3 protein-coding genes are annotated in these 18906 nt (G+C 43.0%); all 3 read left to right on the top strand.

Annotated features, from left to right (window positions below; translation table 11 throughout):
* Positions 1-3 precede the first annotated feature (3 nt).
* The 3 genes from MKX60_RS19995 (at position 4) to MKX60_RS20005 (ending at position 18883) form a co-directional block, all read left to right on the top strand.
* Entirely contained in the window at positions 4-3072 is a 3069-nt protein-coding gene (locus tag MKX60_RS19995) for a glycoside hydrolase family 2 TIM barrel-domain containing protein (protein WP_341060761.1), read from the top strand.
* A gap of 210 nt (positions 3073-3282) precedes the next feature.
* Positions 3283-10296 carry a discoidin domain-containing protein gene (locus tag MKX60_RS20000; RefSeq protein WP_341060762.1) on the top strand — a complete coding sequence of 2338 codons (7014 nt, stop codon included), beginning with the start codon at positions 3283-3285 and terminating at the stop codon, positions 10294-10296.
* A gap of 91 nt (positions 10297-10387) precedes the next feature.
* Positions 10388-18883 carry a glycosyl hydrolase family 95 catalytic domain-containing protein gene (locus MKX60_RS20005; protein WP_341060763.1) on the top strand — a complete coding sequence of 2832 codons (8496 nt, stop codon included), beginning with the start codon at positions 10388-10390 and terminating at the stop codon, positions 18881-18883.
* Positions 18884-18906: the final 23 nt, after the last annotated feature.

Consider the following 18906-nt stretch of genomic DNA (forward strand, 5'->3'; position numbering starts at 1 on the left):
TAGATGAAGCAGCAGGTTGAACGGGGCGTATCTCCAAGTTTGGAATGGTTGTCAGACCCTTCCATTTATGCAGTAGGCAGAATACACGCGCACTCCGATCATCGGTATTACGAGACGAAATTTGAAGCCGAAGGGCTTGGAGATATGCGTTGGCGCCATAGCCTGAACGGAAGCTGGAAATTTAGCTACGCCCACAATGCTATGGAACGACAGGCGCATTTTTATAAGGAGAACGTGTCCTGTAGAGGGTGGGATGATATTGAGGTTCCTGGACATATCCAGCTTCAGGGTTTTGGGCAGCCTCAGTACGTGAATACGATGTATCCATGGGATGGTCATGAGCATCTTAGACCTCCGATGATATCTGAGGATCACAATCCTGTAGGCAGCTATGTTAAATATTTTGAAGTGCCTGTAGGCTGGGAACAACGTCCACTGTATATCTCTTTTCAGGGAGTTGAATCCGCTTTTTATATCTGGCTAAATGGGGAGTTTATTGGCTATAGCGAGGATAGCTTTACGCCGAGTGAATTTGATCTGACACCGTACTTGACGGCAGGTGAGAATAAGCTGGCGGTTGAGGTCTATCAGCGCAGTACCGGAAGTTGGTTGGAGGATCAGGATTTCTGGCGCTTCTCCGGAATCTTTCGCGATGTGTATCTATATACTGTGCCTGATGTTCACGTGAGGGATCTCCACGTTCAGACCGATCTGGATGAGAAGTTTGAGCAGGGAACGCTAACGGCTGTATTGCAGTTGATGGGTAAGCCTGCTTCGAAAGTGGTCCTTGAACTTAAGGATAAGGCAGGTAATCTTGTAGTTCGTAGTGAGACTGGAGTTTCAGGAGATTCCGTTTCGCTTACGCTTGAGGCATCAAAGGTTCATCTGTGGAGCGCAGAAGATCCTAATTTGTATACCCTTTACGTATCTGTCTTCAACGCATCCGGGGATCTTGTGGAAGTCGTGCCGCAAAAGGTTGGATTTCGAAAATTCGAGATGATCGATAAGATTATGCACTTAAATGGTAAACGTATTGTATTCAAAGGTGTCAACCGGCACGAGTTTAATTCGCGCTTCGGACGCAGTATTACGAAAGAAGATATGCTGTGGGATATAAAGACTTTGAAACAGGCGAATATCAACGCTGTACGGACGTCGCACTATCCGAATGAAACACTCTGGTATGAGCTGTGTGATGAATACGGTGTGTATGTTATTGACGAGATGAATTTAGAGTCGCATGGATCATGGCAAAAAATGGGTGTTGTAGAACCGTCTTGGAACATACCGGGCAGTAAGCCTGAATGGCAGGATATCGTAATGGATCGTGCGATTTCCATGGTGGAGAGAGACAAGAACCATCCATCGATTCTGATTTGGTCCTGTGGCAACGAGTCTTTTGCCGGAGAAGTCATTCGGAACGTTGCGAATTATTTTCGTGAGAAGGATTCTACGCGTCTGGTTCATTACGAAGGGGTGTTCCATAACCGGGATTATGATGATGCGAGTGATATGGAAAGCCGGATGTATGCGAAAGCAGCAGATATCGAAATGTATCTAAAAGAGAATCCATTAAAGCCATATATTAGCTGCGAATACATGCATGCGATGGGGAATTCCGTTGGAGGATTGCATAAATACACAGAGCTAGAGCAGAAGTATCCAATGTATCAAGGTGGATTTATCTGGGATTTCATGGATCAGGTCATCGTAAAAAATGATCGATATGGCAAACCTTATATGGCTTATGGTGGAGACTTCGATGACCGTTCAACCGATTACAACTTCTCCGGAAACGGAATTGTGTATGCGGATCGCAGATGGTCTCCGAAAATGCAGGAAGTGAAATTTCTATATCAGAACGTCAAACTTTCCCCTGATTGCTATGGGGTTACCATCAGAAATGAGAATTTATTTGTTGGCTTGGATACTTATAAATTGAACTATTGTCTGAATTATGAGGGCAAAGAATTTCATCGTGGCATTGTATTCGCCCAGGTTAAACCCGGAGAAGAAAGATATGTAGAACTTGATTTACCAGAGACTAACCTGTCTGGTGAGTATAGTTTAGATGTTTCTCTTGTGCTCAAAGAAGATTCGTTATGGGCAAGCGCTGGTTATGAAATCGCTTTTGGACAGTATGTATTTCAAGTGGAGAACAAGTCAGAAGATGAGGTTACAACACAGCCTAAGGTAAGCACTAATGTAAATGATTTTCGCGTAGTTGAAGGGGATGTAAATATTGGCGTTCACGGTCGTGACTTCTCTGTAATGTTCTCGAAGCAGGCTGGTACACTAATATCCGTCAAATATTCGGGACGGGAAATGATCTCTTCGCCGCCGGCACCGCTCTTCTGGAGAGCGATGACAGACAACGACAAGGGGGCGGGAATGCATTTCGACTCTTCCATTTGGTATGCTGCAAGCTTGAGCCGAAGAACCTTAAGCTTCGAGCTTATGGAAGAAGAAGACCGAGCGACTGTGACTTATGTGTATAAACTGAGTGTGTCAGAAGGAGTACGAGTAAGTGTAACTTACACGGTGTTCTCCGATGGGAGCATAAAGGTAAAATCAAGCTACCATGGAGAGCCGGGTTTACCGAAGTTTCCCCTCTTCGCTTTAACCTTCAAGGTGCCAGCGGATTATTACCAGCTGAATTGGTATGCGAATGGGCCAGAAGAAAATTATATTGACCGTTCGTTTGGCGCGAGATTGTGTCGCTTTCAGAATCATGCGGTGGACAATGTATCGTCCTATTTGGTACCGCAGGAATCGGGCAACCGTACAGGTGTGCGCGAAGTATCCGTAACCAACGATCTTGGTCAAGGGATTATTATATCCTCACCAGTCTCAGCCCCTGTTGAAGCCAACATATCGCCATATTCGGCAATGGAGCTGGAGAATGCGACGCATCATTATGAGCTACCGAACATTCATCATACCGTTGTTACGATTGCCGGTCGTCAAATGGGCGTTGGCGGGGATGACAGCTGGGGAGCACCAGTTCTTGATGAATATTTAATTGATCCATCAATAGATTTGGATTTTGAATTTACAATTCGCAGAGCATAATTAGAGCCGGATAGCAGTTGCCTCAATGGATAAGGTTGGGGCAACCAAATCCTATTTGTGAATGATGTAATAGTTTATTTATACATATTTGTAATCGTTTACATTTTATGAAGGAGGTGTTTGTAATCTAAAAAATAGTTTGCAATGTTGATCGGAAGATAGTAAAGAAGTGGTTTCTATGATTATTTTTATGAGAAGGGGGTAATCTGGATGATTACTACAGTTAAACGAAGGTTGACCATGTCTTTTCTTTCTATTTCTTTAGTCGCACCTATGTTTATGGGTTTAACAGGTCAGAAGGTAGATGCAGCGAATACTACGATTAAATTAGATCCAAACCATATGAAGCAATCTTGGGAGGGATGGGGAACCTCACTTGCCTGGTTCGGTAATATCACTGGTGGTTGGAACGATAAAGTCAAAAATGCAATGGCTGATGCACTATATTCTCCAGAAGGATTAAACTTTAATATTGCCAGATATAATATAGGTGGCGGTGAGAATCCTGCCTACAATACGATGCGTCAAGGGGGGGAAGTACCTGGCTTCTCACCATCTCCAGGAGTATACGATTGGACGCAAGATGCTAATCAACGTTGGTGGCTGCAGGCAGCTAAAGATCGAGGCGCCAATATTCTGGAAGCGTTCTCGAACTCTGCTCCGTATTATATGACGGAAAGCGGAAGTACGACTGGTCATTGGGATTCGGGGAAAGACAACTTGAAGCCGGATGAGTACGAGAACTTTGCTACCTATTTAACTGATGTAGTGAAGCATTTCAAAGAAAATTGGAATATTGACTTTAATTATCTATCACCAATGAATGAACCTAATACGAATTACTGGGGATTCGGCGGGAGACAGGAAGGTTCCCACTGGGATGTTGGTTCTCAGATGAAGATCATTAATACGACACGTGCTAAATTGGATGCGGCAAATCTACAATCTATACAAATTGCTGCCATGGATGAATCTATTCTGGACACCTTTGTAAGTAACTGGAACTCTTATGATGAGACAACCAAAGCTAATGTTGGTAAAATGAATACCCACTCCTACGGTGGTTCAAAGCGAGCTGAGATCAGAGATGCCGCTAAAGCTGCAGACAAAACGTTATGGATGTCTGAAGTGGATTTAGGTCCTTCCGGGATTGCCCACGACCATGAAGATTTCGAACCAGCACTAGCATTGGCAGAAAGAATTATGACGGACATTACTTGGCTTGAACCTAAGGCTTGGATTACTTGGCAAGCGATTGAAAGCGAGAAGAACATGCAGAAGGATAAGGAGAACAGTAACTGGGGTCTCCTTCACGCGGATTTCGACACGCAAGAATGGTGGTACACGAAGAAGTATTACGCTATGCAGCAATTTAGCAAATTTATTCCACAGGGTTCACGCTTCATAGGGGATACAGACGATAACACGTTGGCCGCTTATGATCCTTCAACTAACAAAATTCATGTTGTATATAGAAATCCTAACGTAACCAGTCAAAATATTTCTTTAGACTTGTCACAGTTTGATACGGTCACTGGAGATGCAACGCCTTATGTTTCTTCCGCGACAGAGAATGTCGTACAGAAGACTAAAGTTCCTGTTCTGGATAATATGTTGCAAACGACTGTTGGAGCAAAATCCATCACAACCTTCGTAATTGATGGCGCTACCTATACAAGCGACTCTCTAATTCCTCAGAGTGATATGACGGCAACAGCAAGTAGCGCTCAGTCAGGTGAAGAAGCTGAGAGAACATTGGATGGAGATAACTGGACCAAATGGCACACTTCGTGGGACCCTAAAGCTGAGGGACCACATACGATTACCTATGATCTTGGAGCTGACTATGAAGATGTCAACAAGCTGAGTTATTTGCCAAGACAAGATAACGATTGGAACGGTATTGTAACGAAGTTCACCATCGAAGTTAGTTCCGATGGCGATAACTTCACACCGGTTGCGAAAGGAACCTGGAAGAACGATAAATCCGAAAAAACTGCAACGTTTTCTACGCAGAAAGCGAAGTTTGTAAGGTTAAACGTAGATGAAAGTAATGGGTCTGGAGCACAGTACGCATCGGCTGCAGAGATAAATATTATGAGAAAGTCCAATTTCACAGTGGATACGACTTCACTCGCTAATGCAATTTCTAGAGCAGAAGACTATATCTCAGCTAATAACGCAAATGTAAATGTATCGGATTTGCAAAAGTTGGTGGTTGAAGCCAAAGTTGTTCAAAAGAACACTTTAGCAACACAGGAAGAGATCACACAAATCCTTTACAAACTGAACGTCGAATATAGCGTTTTAGGCCAAGGACTTATCCCACAAAGCCAGATGACGGCAGCGTCTGACAATTCCGCATCTGAGGATGGACCGGAGAAGACTATTGATGGCGATCTTTGGACCAAATGGCATACTGCATATAACAACGATTATTCAACACTTCCGCATTCCATTACTTATAATCTCGGTAAAGCATATAACGGTATCTATAAACTTCAATATTTGCCACGACAGGATGTAGACTGGAATGGTGTAGTCACTAAGTTCGAAGTTTCTGTAAGTGACGATGGTGATAAATTCACCAAAGTAGTTGCAGAAGGAACTTGGAATGCCGATAAGACAGAGAAAACAGCAACCTTTAATGCTCAGGGTGCTAAATATGTTAGATTTACTGCACTTGAATCGAGAAGCGATGCAGGTAAGCAATATGCATCTGCTGCAGAGATCAATATTTTTAACAAGCAGGGATATAAAGTGGATTTCTCCAGCTTAGACAGCGCAATTCAAGCTGCAGAGAAGTTCAAAACAGATTCTGGGAAAGATGAGTCTTACTTCAAGAATCTGGACGCGATCCTTAGTCGAGCTAGTACTCTGCTAAATAGCGCAACAGCGACACAAGAAGAGATCGCGAAATTTGCCAGCCGTATCTTAACTGAAATATCCAGTATTCAAAACAGTGATCCAAATATTAAGGGAATGAGCCTTTTCTATACACCAGAAGCTTATTACGCGAATCCAGCCAATCTAATGGTGGATAACGACATATCTACCTACTTCGAATCGAACTGGGACAAGAATGGAGTGAAGTATAAATCTGGCGATTATATCGTTGTAGATCTGGGTGAGAGCATGCGTGACGTTGGTAAGGTGCTTGTTACACCAAGACAAGACAAGGCAAACGGCCGCATCAAACGATTCAAAATCTATTACAGCGATGTGAATCTGAAGGATTTACCTGCTGACGCTGTCGGTACGCAAGATTATTTGGACAAGAATTTCAAATTTGCAGCAAATGGCTCTTTTGATGACTATAGCACGAGTGTTCAATCCGCAACGTTCAAATCCGTTGAAGCTCGGTATATCGCGATTCAGGCTATAACTACTGGCGGTGACGGTAACACACTCAGCGCTGCAGAAATTGCAGTTAGTCAGAAACAAACAGCGACTTTTGATACTAGTAAACTACAATCAGCAATCGATCAATTGCGTACGTTGTCAGACATTAGTCCAAAAGTGGAAGCTGCGATAGAAAAGCAAATTACAACGATCGGTGATCTTAGTGATTTAACCGAAGAAAGCATTTCGCAATACACCAGACAGATAAATGACTTATACAATCTCTATTTGACTGTAAATAACAGAAACTCCATTAAGAGCGGTGAAGTATGGTTGGATACGGAAGGCGTGCCGATTCAAGCACATGGCGGAGGCATTCTGTACAACGAGAAGAATAAGACATATTACTGGTACGGTGAAGACAAGACGGAAGGTTATCTTCCTACTGGAGTTCACGCATATTCGTCCAAAGATTTGTACAAATGGCAAAATAAAGGCATTGTATTGCCTGTCTTCAATAACCCTCAACTTGGCGAAGCTGTAGTGCCGGCTGGAAATGACCTGCCATTATATCTAGATGAAAATTCTGAAACGTACAAGAATAGCGGGGTTCCATACGATCCGGATAGGAAAGTAGAAATTAAAAGTAAAGATGAAGATTATACAGGTAACATGAAAGCACCAAACAATACGCTCAGTAAACATAATTCACCAGCTCGAATCGCTGAGCTAAATGCGCTGTATGCGAATTATTCGAATGAAGAGAAGCAAAAGATGTATAAGAATTTCAACTGGGATAAAGTTGTCGAGCGTCCTAAAGTCGTCTACAACAAGAAGAACAACAATTATGTGTTGTGGTGGCATCAAGACGGACCGATTGCTGGCGAATATTGGACAGCCGAAGGTGGTGTTGCTGTCAGTGATTCGCCGACTGGACCATTTAAATATCTCGGCTCATCCCGATTGCCAAATGTAGGTGATGAACATGGCAATGAAGGAATGCTTCGTGATATGACCTTGTATGTCGATGACGATGGTAATGAAGCGACGGATGACAAAGCCTACTTGATTTTTTCTTCCGAAGAAAATGCTACGACCATAATCATGATGTTGAACGATGATTATACTGGTCCAGCCCAGAATGAGAAGGGTGAATCCTTAGAAGGAACTCACTATGTGAGAGCGTTTAAAGATTGGAGAGAAGCACCAACGATCTTTAAGCAAGACGGAGTCTATTATATGATTACGTCCGGTTTGTCCGGTTGGGATCCTAACGAAGCCCAATACCGCGTCTCCACTGAGGGAATGTTTGGACCGTGGGAAAATAAAGGAAATCCTATGGTTAATGACAATAGAAATACCTTCAGGAGCCAAAGCACGTTTGTACTGCCTTATCGGGATGGTAATGGTGTTCTGGTACCGAATAAATTTATCTTTATGGCCGATCGCTGGTACCCGAGTAATTTGAGTGATTCCAGATATGTTTGGCTTCCGATTGAACTCGATAACGAGAATCGCAGAATTGCGGTAAGTTGGCATGATGAGTGGGATACTTCTCTATTCAAGACCGGTACGACTATTAACTTCAATAGTAATGGAGGAAGTTCGATTTCTTCCTTGTATGGGGTTGAAGTCGGTACGAAAATTACTGCGCCTACAGAACCGACTCGTGATGGATTTAAATTTGTGAATTGGTATCAAGACGCAGCCTTGAATACAGTATGGGATTTTACTGTTGATACGGTTCCGGCAAATGATATTACTCTCTATGCGAAATGGGAGCCTGTAGCTGCACCAGTGATTACAAATATCATGCCAGTCAATGTAGCTACGGTGATTGGAACTCCACCTGTACTGCCTACAGTTGTAACGGCTGTGTACAGCGATGGAACAAGCCAAAATAAACCAGTTGTATGGGACGTAATTGATCCTTCACAGTATGCCGAAGCGGGTGTCTTTAGCGTAAGTGGAGCGGTAGACGGCACAGTGATCCCAGCTGTTGCGAATGTGATCGTAAGCGATGATGTTAATAGAGCACAACTTGCCGCACGAATCGCAGATGCACGAGCCATTCATGATTTAGTCGTGGAAGGAACGGCTGTTGGTCAGTATGCAATAGGTTCGAAACAGAAACTGATGGATTCGATCATGGAGGCACAGCAAGTGCTTGACAATGATTCAGCTACACAGTCTGAGTTAGAACAAGCAACAAATGATTTGAATTCAGCAATTCAAGTATTAGAGGCTTCAAAGAATCAACATGTTAAAGTACAGTCTATCTCAATCACGAGCGTTTCGTCGTCCATTGAAGTGAAGAAAGGAACTCTGCAGTTACAAGCGGAAGTCCAACCGGCTAATGCTACGAACAAAACCGTTACGTGGGCGGTCTATGAAGCAGATGGAAAAACTATAGCGGATAAAGCAATCATCAATACAAATGGGTTGTTAACGGCTGCGAAGAACGGCGTTGTGAAAGTCGTTGCAACATCCGTTGATAACACCACAGTTTACGGAATAAAAGAGATTATGATAAGCGGTCAAAATGACAGCCCAGAGCCTACTCCAAGCCCAGGAACAAATCCAGGCAACCCAACGACATCAACGAGTCCTACAACTACACCAACGACCCCTCCTACAAAAGAAGATCCACATCGTTATGTGCCAACTGGTAAAGAACTACAAAATGAAACTGCACAGAACGGAACAACGAGCCTGACCATTAACATCGATAAGGAAGCTTTAGCGAAGAAGTTAGAAGCACTTAACAAAACTACAGGAACCCCTAATCTTGACATCGAGATTCCGGGAATGAATTCATGGAATGCAGTCAATCTGCCATTGGATGTCTTGTACAACAGTATGAAAGCGAATAAGGACACAATCATTACAATAAGTAGCCATTTAGGCAGTTATGAACTACCTCTTGCCAATCTTAATCGTGAAGAACTTGAGAAAGCAGCTAAAGTTGCGGGTGCAACCTTAATCATTCGAATGGATAATGTGACTTCACAGCATGAGCAGAAGTTTGAACAATCCATAGTAGAAAAAGGAATGAAACGAGTAAGCGACATCATCGCGTACAAAGTCATTCTTAAATCGAATGATAAAGAAGAAGAGCTTCAACGTTTCGGAAATCCGTTTATGACACGTGTCATAAATATGGATGGCGTTATTCAAGATCCATCGACTGCGACCGCTGTTATATTCGATCCGGTTACAGGACAAATGCGTTTCGTACCATCGGTGTTTAATGTGAAGAACGGCAAGACTGAAGTCTCGATCTTCGGACATGAAAATGGTCTATACACCATCGTTCAGAACAAGAAAACATTCGATGATATGATTGGACATTGGGCACAAAAGGATGTTGAAACCTTAGCCTCTAAACTGATCATTAACGGAATGTCGGATCGGACGTTTGCACCAGCAGGCCAAGTTACACGTGCTCAATTTGCGGCACTACTGGTAAGAGGACTGGGGTTATCGACGGAGTCGTTAACGAATGTGTTTGCAGATGTTAATACAACTGCGTGGTATGCACAGGATGTGAACACAGCAGCGAAACTTGGTTTGATTCAAGGCGTTGGTGAAGGGAAATTTAGTCCGGATTCACGGATTACGAGAGAGCAAATGGTCGTGATGATCATGAACGCTATTCAGCTCGTTCAAGGAGATGATAGAGCAGAAGCTCAATTGCGCACTCCATTTGCCGATCAAGCTAGTATCTCTGGTTACGCTACCCAAGCCGTAACAGAAGCAGCAAGCCAAGGATTAATCAAAGGCAAAACAGAAACAGCTTTTGCTCCGCAAGATACAGCCACACGTGCTGAGGCAGCAGTGATGATCAAACAAATTTTGCAATACTTGAAGTTTATGAACTAGATAAATGTTTAAAAATTGTGCTCGGCTCACACTGATCTGTGAACCGAGCACAATAATTATCAACTAGTTATATAAGGAGGAGGGAATGATCTTGTTTAAAATCAAATCTTTAGCTAAACGTTTGATTGTGAGCGCTTTATCATTGAGCTTAATTATTCAGCATCCTTTATCTATCCCCATAGCTAAAGCAAATCCTGTAAGCGCTATCACTGGATTATCCGATGCACCGGAACATAAATTGTCCCTATGGTACCGACAACCAGCGATAAATTGGGAAACGGATGCGCTTCCAATTGGCAATGGCCTTATGGGAGGGATGATCTTTGGTGGCATCGAGCAAGAACGCATTCAGTTAAATGAGAAAACGTTGTGGTCCGGTGGTCCAGGTTCTTCTTTTGTATATACTTGGCCTTCCACGGATGATCCAACGACTTCTATCCCATATACATTCGGTAATCGTGAGGGTGGTGCGGATCATTTAGAGAGTGTCCGAGCTAAACTCCGCGCGGGGGATATCGATGGTGCTCACAAAGAAGCGGATGAGAATCTTACAGGCTTGAATGAAGGCTTAGGAAGTTATCTAACCTTTGGTGACTTGTACCTGGACTTTGAGAAGTCCTCAACAACCAATGTAGAGAATTATCGCCGGGAGCTTGATCTTGAAGACGCGATATCTCGAGTTAAATACACGCTGGATGGAGTAGAGTATACACGAGAATACTTTGTCAGTTATCCAGATAAAGTAATGGTTACTCGCCTGACAGCCAATCAGCCGGGTAAGCTGTCCTTGGATGTACGCCCGACAAGTGCTCAGGGAGGGACCGTCACGGCGAATGGCAACAACATTAATATTAGGGGTAATGTACTAGACAACAATATGCTATATGAAGGTAACTTCCGCGTCCTAAATCAAGGTGGAAATATAACATCAGGTAACGGAAAGATCCATGCAGCGAATGTAGATTCATTAACCATCCTTACATCATTAGGCACCAACTATGCCAACAGCTATCCTAATTATAGAGGCACTGATCCGCATAATGAGGAAGTTGCGATATTGGATGCCGCTGAGAGTAAATCTTACGAAACATTACTTGAGAATCATAAGAAAGATTATAAGTCATTATTTGATCGTATGAAATTAGATTTGGGAGAGTCTAAGCCTACGATTCCGACAGACGAGCTCTTAGCCACCTATGCAGGAACGAAAAGTAAAGCGCTTGAGGTTTTATTTTATCAATATGGCCGATATTTGTTGATTTCATCTTCTCGTCCCGGTTCACTACCGGCCAACTTACAGGGCGTGTGGAATAATTCTAATAGAGCGCCTTGGAGCAGCGATCATCATTTTAATATCAATATTCAAATGAACTATTGGCCAGCGATGGTAACGAATCTCTCGGAGACAATGACACCACTGATCGATTACATAGATTCGCTGCGTACTCCTGGGCGTATTTCTTCCGAAAAATATTATGGCATTACTAATGCGTGGTCGATTGGAGTGGCAAACAATCCGTTCGGATATACTGCGCCGGGTTGGAATTTTGATTGGGGCTGGTCACCAGCATCCAATGCTTTTATCTCGAATAACATTTGGGAGAGTTATAAATTTTCCGGAGATGTCGATCTACTAAAGTCACGTGTTTATCCAATATTGAAGGAAACGACGCGATTTTGGACCCAGTATTTAGTAGAAGATACGGATGGGACATTGGTATCCACACCATGTTACTCACCAGAGCAAGGTACGATCAGTACAGGATGTGCCTATGACCAGCAGCTTGTACAAGATTTATTTACTAACTACTTGGAGGCAAGTACAACATTAGCTGTCGATTCCGATTTTCGTGAGGAAGTACAAAGTAAATTAAATCAGGTGTCTCCAATTAAAATAGGAAAGTACGGTCAAATTCAAGAATGGAAAGAGGACATCGACGATCCGAATAACAAGCATCGCCATTTGTCCCAACTAGTTGCCTTATATCCAGGCAAGCAAATTAACAAAAATACACCTGAGCTTATGGAAGCTGCCAGAGTGTCATTGCAGCATCGAGGAGACGAGGGTACCGGGTGGAGCAAAGCTAACAAAATTAACATGTGGGCTCGTGCGCAAGATGGCACACATGCACATACGATTCTAGAGGGTCAGCTTACTGGAAGTACATTAAACAACTTATTCGATACGCATCCGCCATTCCAAATCGATGGCAACTTCGGAGCTACGTCCGGCATGTCTGAAATGCTGCTACAAAGTCATTTGGACAATATTGATGTTTTGCCAGCGCTCCCTGCTTCATGGCCGAAAGGAAGTTATTCGGGCTTGGTTGCCCGCGGGGGATTTGAGGTTAGTGTGAATTGGAACAATGCTAGAGCTACAAGCATCAGTGTCAAATCTAATAAAGGCAATCGTGCAGTTGTTTCTTATCCAAGCATAGCTGGAGCAACTGTCATGAATCAAGCGGGACAAAATGTAAAGTATTCCGTAGACAATAACAATCAGATTTCTTTCGACACTCAAGTTGGAGACGTTTACACGATTGGTTCAATTCCTTTACAAGATGGACAATTGTTGACAATGACAATGAAAAATAGTGGTCATTTGCTAGATATTGAAGGGGCATCGGAGCAAGAACAAGCAGCGGTTGTTCAAATGACAGCAGGATCGTTATCACAGAGTCAGCAGTGGTATGCAGAAAGCGTAAGTGATGGATACTACAAAATCACAAATAGCTTGAGCAGTAAAGTGATTGCTGTGCTAAATGAATCAATGTCTGATGGTGCAAAGCTCGTTCAACAAACCTACACTTCAGACAACTCTTATCATGATGAATGGCTTCTCGTTGATAAAGGGAACGGTTATTCTCAGTTGGTTAATCGTGGTAGTGGTAAAGCGATTACAGCTTCAAACACTAGCACAGGGACTGGGATAGAGTTGATCCAATCTTCAATCACAGATTCTGATGAGCAATTGGTGAGAATCGATCCTGTGAGAGACTTTTTTGATCAGCAAAAGTTCAATCTAACCATCCAACACAGCAATCTTCGTATGGACGTGAACGAGGATTCTAAATCAGATGGCGCCGCTATCATACAATGGTCCGAAAGTTCGGGTCAAAATCAACAATGGATGTTTATGAAGACAACCCCGGGTTATTACAAAATTATCTCAATGAGCAGTTCAAAAGTGTTGGCTGTAGAGAATGCGTCAACAGCGGATGGTGCAGGGATAATTCAAGCCACATTCACCGATGATGCAACCTACAATGATGAATGGTCAGTCGTAGATGCTGGTGATGGCTATTATCAATTGAGAAATCGGGCTAGCGGCAAAGTGATCGACATGCCAAATAACAGTGTTTCTAGTGGTGAACAATTCGTACAAAATAAAGCCGGTAAGGGGAGTAACCAGAAGTTTGCTTTTTCATTAGATAGAACCGTGAACGACAATGCAACCGGATCAGGGAATGACCAGTTTGTATATGGCTCGGGATGGGAGTATAGCGGATTCGAATCCGGGGCATACAATCGTGACAATCATTATTCAAACGAGACGGATTCATATGCGTTCTTGCGTTTTAATGGCTCTAAAGTGCAATTGTATGGGGCTAAGAACAATAATCAGGGTATCGTTGCATTCTCTATCGATGATGGTCCTGAACAATTGGTTGATACTTACGCCTCTTCACGTTTAGATCAACAACTGCTCTTTGAAAGCTCTGAGATGTTGAATCAGGAGCATGTACTCAAAATTCGGGTGACAGATCAAAAGAATGACAATTCGAACAACACATATATTTCAGTTGATCGAGCGGATATTCAGTCTCGTGTAGTTAAGAGCGTGGACAAAGCCGAAGATTATTATATACAGACTATAGAAACAATTAACGGAGTTAATCATAGCGTAATCACCCTGAATTATAATGGTGAAGACGCAGGTGATGCAGTAAGAGCGGCAATCGAGGCTGCCAAAGCGGCGCAGAAGCCTGTCATCCTAGACTTTCCTACAGAAACGTATCATTTTAAAGCATTAACCGCAAATCAAGTGCAATATTTCATTTCAAATACAACCACAAAAGAACAGACACCTAGTAGCACTCGTAAGGTAGGTCTTATATTCAAGGATATCGATGATCTTACCATTCGAGGGAATGGTTCGACCTTGTTATTCCATGGTGTGATGACACCTATCGTATTCGACCATGCAACAAATATTAAAGTGAACGGAATTAACATCGATTTCAATCGTCCTGTCGTATCGGAGATGACTGTTACTGAAGTAGGCAACAACTACATGAAAGCGAGTATACATCCGGATTCATGGTACTCTATTCAGAATAATCAATTAGTATGGTTCGGTGAGGAGAACTGGACAGAGAACGGAACACAAAATGTACGCGCTGTGCAAGAGTATAACCCAGCTACGAAACAGACATGGAGAGTGGCCAATCCTCTAGACGGCACAACAAGCACGAAGGATCTCGGTAAACGTGAGGTGCAATTCAACTTCACTAAGAGCCCAAATTTGTCGGTAGGAAACACGTTTCAGTTTCGGGATACAACAAGAAGAGAACAAGGTGCGTTGATCTATCGAAGCAAGAATATTGCGTGGTCAGATGTTGACTTCTATGCTGCACCTGGGCTTGGAATTATCAGCCAATATAGTGAAAATGTATCGCTCGATAACTTGAACTTTGCACCTAAGACAGGCAGTGGACGGACGAACGCATCAATGGCAGACTTCCTGCAAGTTTCTGGAGGCAAGGGTGAGATTCGGGTGTTAAACTCTTATTTTTCCGGAGCTCACGATGATGCGATTAACATTCACGGCACTCATCTGCAAATTGTGCAAGTAACGTCATCCAATCAGGTCAAAGTACAATTTATGCATCCTGAGAGCTGGGGCTTTGATGCATTTGCCGTCGGAGATACGATCGAATATATCAACAAGTCGACTTTACTTTCGAAGGAAAGTGCAGTGGTCACCGATGTGACACGCCTAAATGATACTCAAATTGTTCTTACGCTAGATAAACCGGTGCCTTCTTCGATAACTGCGAATGAGTATGTCGTTGAAAATGCCACATGGACGCCGAATGTCACCGTTAAGAATTCAACGTTTGAATCGATACCGACAAGAGGCCTCCTCGTAACAACGCGCGGCTCTGTTCGAATCGAGAACAATACGTTTAATGGCATGCAGATGAGTGCGATCTTGATCGCACATGATGCTAGTAGCTGGTACGAATCAGGAATGGTGAAGGACGTCTTGATCCGTAACAATAGGTTTAATAATAACAGTAACGCGGTGATCAGTATTGATCCGAATACTTCCCTGACGAATCCCGATAAGACCGTGCATAGTCATATTGAGATTGACGGCAACCAGTTTAACAAGGTGGGCGGCAATTCTGAGATTTATGCAAAGAGTGTAGACGGGTTAACGTTTACGAACAATACTGCAAATCAAGGTGGTATTGAACTTACATTTGATGCCTCTAAAGCTGTTACTGTCACGGGGAATAGTTTTAAAGAAAGTGATGTTGACAAGAAAATCAACTTCAATCGCATGATCCCTGGTACGGATTCCGTAGAAGCAACTCAAGGATTTATTGTCACGCGAACGAATGATTATACACCTGCAGTTACAGATCCAAATGATATTCCGCAAAGTGAAATGACAGCTTCATCTACCAGTAATCGCAGTGGAAACGAAGCGGATAATGCCATAGATGGAAACCCTTCAACCATCTGGCATACTGAATGGGATCCTATGGCGGATTTGCCGCAATCGATCACCCTAGATCTTGGAAATACGAGAATCATATCTAAACTAAAGTATTTGCCAAGACAAAACGGGGAACAAAACGGGAATATTACTTCTTATGTATTATCAACCAGTTTAGACGGAACAACATTTAAACAGTTTACAAGCGGAAGCTGGGATGATGACAGCACCGAGAAAATCGCAGAATTCGCTCCGGTCGCTAGTAGGTACCTGAGACTTACTGCTATCGAAGGCCATGGTGGATTGGCTTCAGCGGCAGAGATTAACATTATGAAGAATGAGATGGATGAGGACTATCAAGCCCTTAAAGCGCTCATTACAAGAGTCCAAAGCAAGCACGACGGTGCTGTAGAAGGGACTGAAGATGGTCAGTATCCAGAAGGCTCAAAACTAACATTGCAAAAAGCCATTGATCAGGCGAAGAAAGTACGCGATAGCTTACCTGTTACACAGCAGCAATTACAGCAAGCGGCGAGTGACTTAACTGCTGCGTTGCAAGTGATGGAAGATAGTATCAATAAACATGAGATGGTTCAATCGATCACGATTACAAGTGAATCATCAGTGATTACTGCTAAGAACGGAACTCTCCAATTAGGCGCTACTGTACTGCCTGCTAATGCAACGAAAAAGTCGGTAATATGGTCTGTGCATGAAGTAGATGGCATAACAGCAACGGACAAAGCGACAATTAATCAAACCGGTTTGCTAACGGCTGTGAAAGATGGAACTGTGAAGGTGATAGCCACAGCAACGGATGGCTCTGGTGTTCATGATGAAATGGATATTAGCATTAGTGGTCAAACGGACATTATCGATCCAGGTACTGATCCAGTGAATGTTGGAAGAATAACCATCACAAGCTCAGGAAATGTGTCAACGATTACCGCTAAGAACGGGACTCTTCAATTAGGCGCTACTGTGCTACCTGACAATGCAACCAATAAGTCGGTAACATGGGCTGTATATGGAGTAGATGGCACAACAGAAACGGATATTGCAACCATTGATGTATCCGGTTTGCTCACGGCTGTGAAAGATGGAACTGTGAAAGTGGTAGCCACAGCAGTGGATGGTTCTGGTGTTCAAGGGGACATGGTTATTACCATAAGTGGTCAAACGGACATTATTGATCCAGGCACTGATCCTGTGAATGTTGAAAAGATTAACATCACAAGCGCAGGTAATGTGTCGACGATTACCGCTAAGAACGTAACCCTTCAATTAGGCGCTACCGTGTTACCTGACAATGCAACTAATAAGTCTGTAACATGGGCTGTATTCGAAGCCGATGGCCGCACACCTACGAATAAAGCAATTATTGATGTAAACGGGTTGTTGACAGCTGTGAAGAACGGAACTGTAAAAGTGGTTGCCAGTGCAATGGATGGTTCTGCGGTTCATGGATTTAAGGAGATTGTGATTAGCGGTCAAAATGACACTCCTGACCCTACTTCAAGTCCAGAGCCTACTCCAGATCCAGGAACAAATCCAGGTAACCCAACGACATCAACCAGACCAACGCCATCACCTACACCAACGATCCCTCCTACAAAAGAAGATCCACATCGTTATATTCCAACAACTAAAGAACTACAAAGTGAAACTGCACAGAATGGAACAACGAGCCTGACCATTAACATTGATATGGAAGCTTTAGCGAAGAAATTAGAAGCACTTAACAAAACTACAGGAACCCCCAATCTCGATATCGAGATTCCAGGAGTGAATGCATGGAATGCAGTACATCTGCCGCTTGATGTTCTGTACAACAGCATGAAGACGAATAAGGAAATAATCATAGCTTTTAGAAACCATTTAGGAAGTTATGAACTTCCGCTTGCCAATCTGAATCGTGAAGAACTTGAGAAAGCTGCTAAAGTTGCGGGTGCAACCTTAATCATTCAAATGGATAATGCGACTTCACAGCATGAACAGAAGTTTGAACAATCCATAGTAGAAAAAGGAATGAAAAGAGTAAGCGACATCATTGCGTACAAAGTCATTCTAAAATCGAATGATAAAGAGGAAGAGCTTCAACGTTTCGGAAATCCGTTTATGTCACGTGTCATAAATATGGATAGCGTTATTCAAGATCCATCGACTGCGACCGCTGTTATATTCGATCCGGTTACAGGACAAATGCGCTTCGTGCCATCGGTGTTCACTGTGAAGGACGGAAGGACTGAAGTCACAATATTCGGTCAAGCAAATGGTCTATACACCATCGTTCAGAACAAGAAAACATTCGATGATATGGTTGGACATTGGGCGCAAAAGGATGTTGAGACCTTAGCCTCCAAGCTGATCATTAACGGAATGACGGATCGGACGTTCAATCCATCAAGCCAGGTTTCTCGTGCTCAATTTACGGTGCTTTTGGTAAGAGGTCTTGGGCTAACGACGGATTCATTATCGAACGTATTTACAGATGTTGGTACTACGAAGTGGTACGCGAAGGATGTGAACACAGCAGCGAAGTTAGGCTTAGTTCAAGGCGTAAGCGAAGGCAAATTCAGCCCGGATACAATGATTACGAGAGAACAAATGATCGTCATGATCATGAAAGCTATTCATCTCGTTCAAGATGATCATGGAACGGAAGCTCAAGTACGTACTCCATTTGCTGATCAAGACCTTATCTCTGATTATGCTAGTAATGCGGTAACAGAAGCAGCGAGCAAAGGATTAATCAAAGGAAAAACAGAAACAACATTAGCTCCGCAAGATGCAGCAACACGCGCTGAAGCAACGTTGATGATTAAACAGCTTTTGCAATATTTGAAGTTTATGAATTAGTAAAAGATTAATATATTGTGCTC

Source organism: Paenibacillus sp. FSL R5-0914 (genome assembly GCF_038004525.1).
Classification (GTDB): domain Bacteria; phylum Bacillota; class Bacilli; order Paenibacillales; family Paenibacillaceae; genus Paenibacillus_AQ.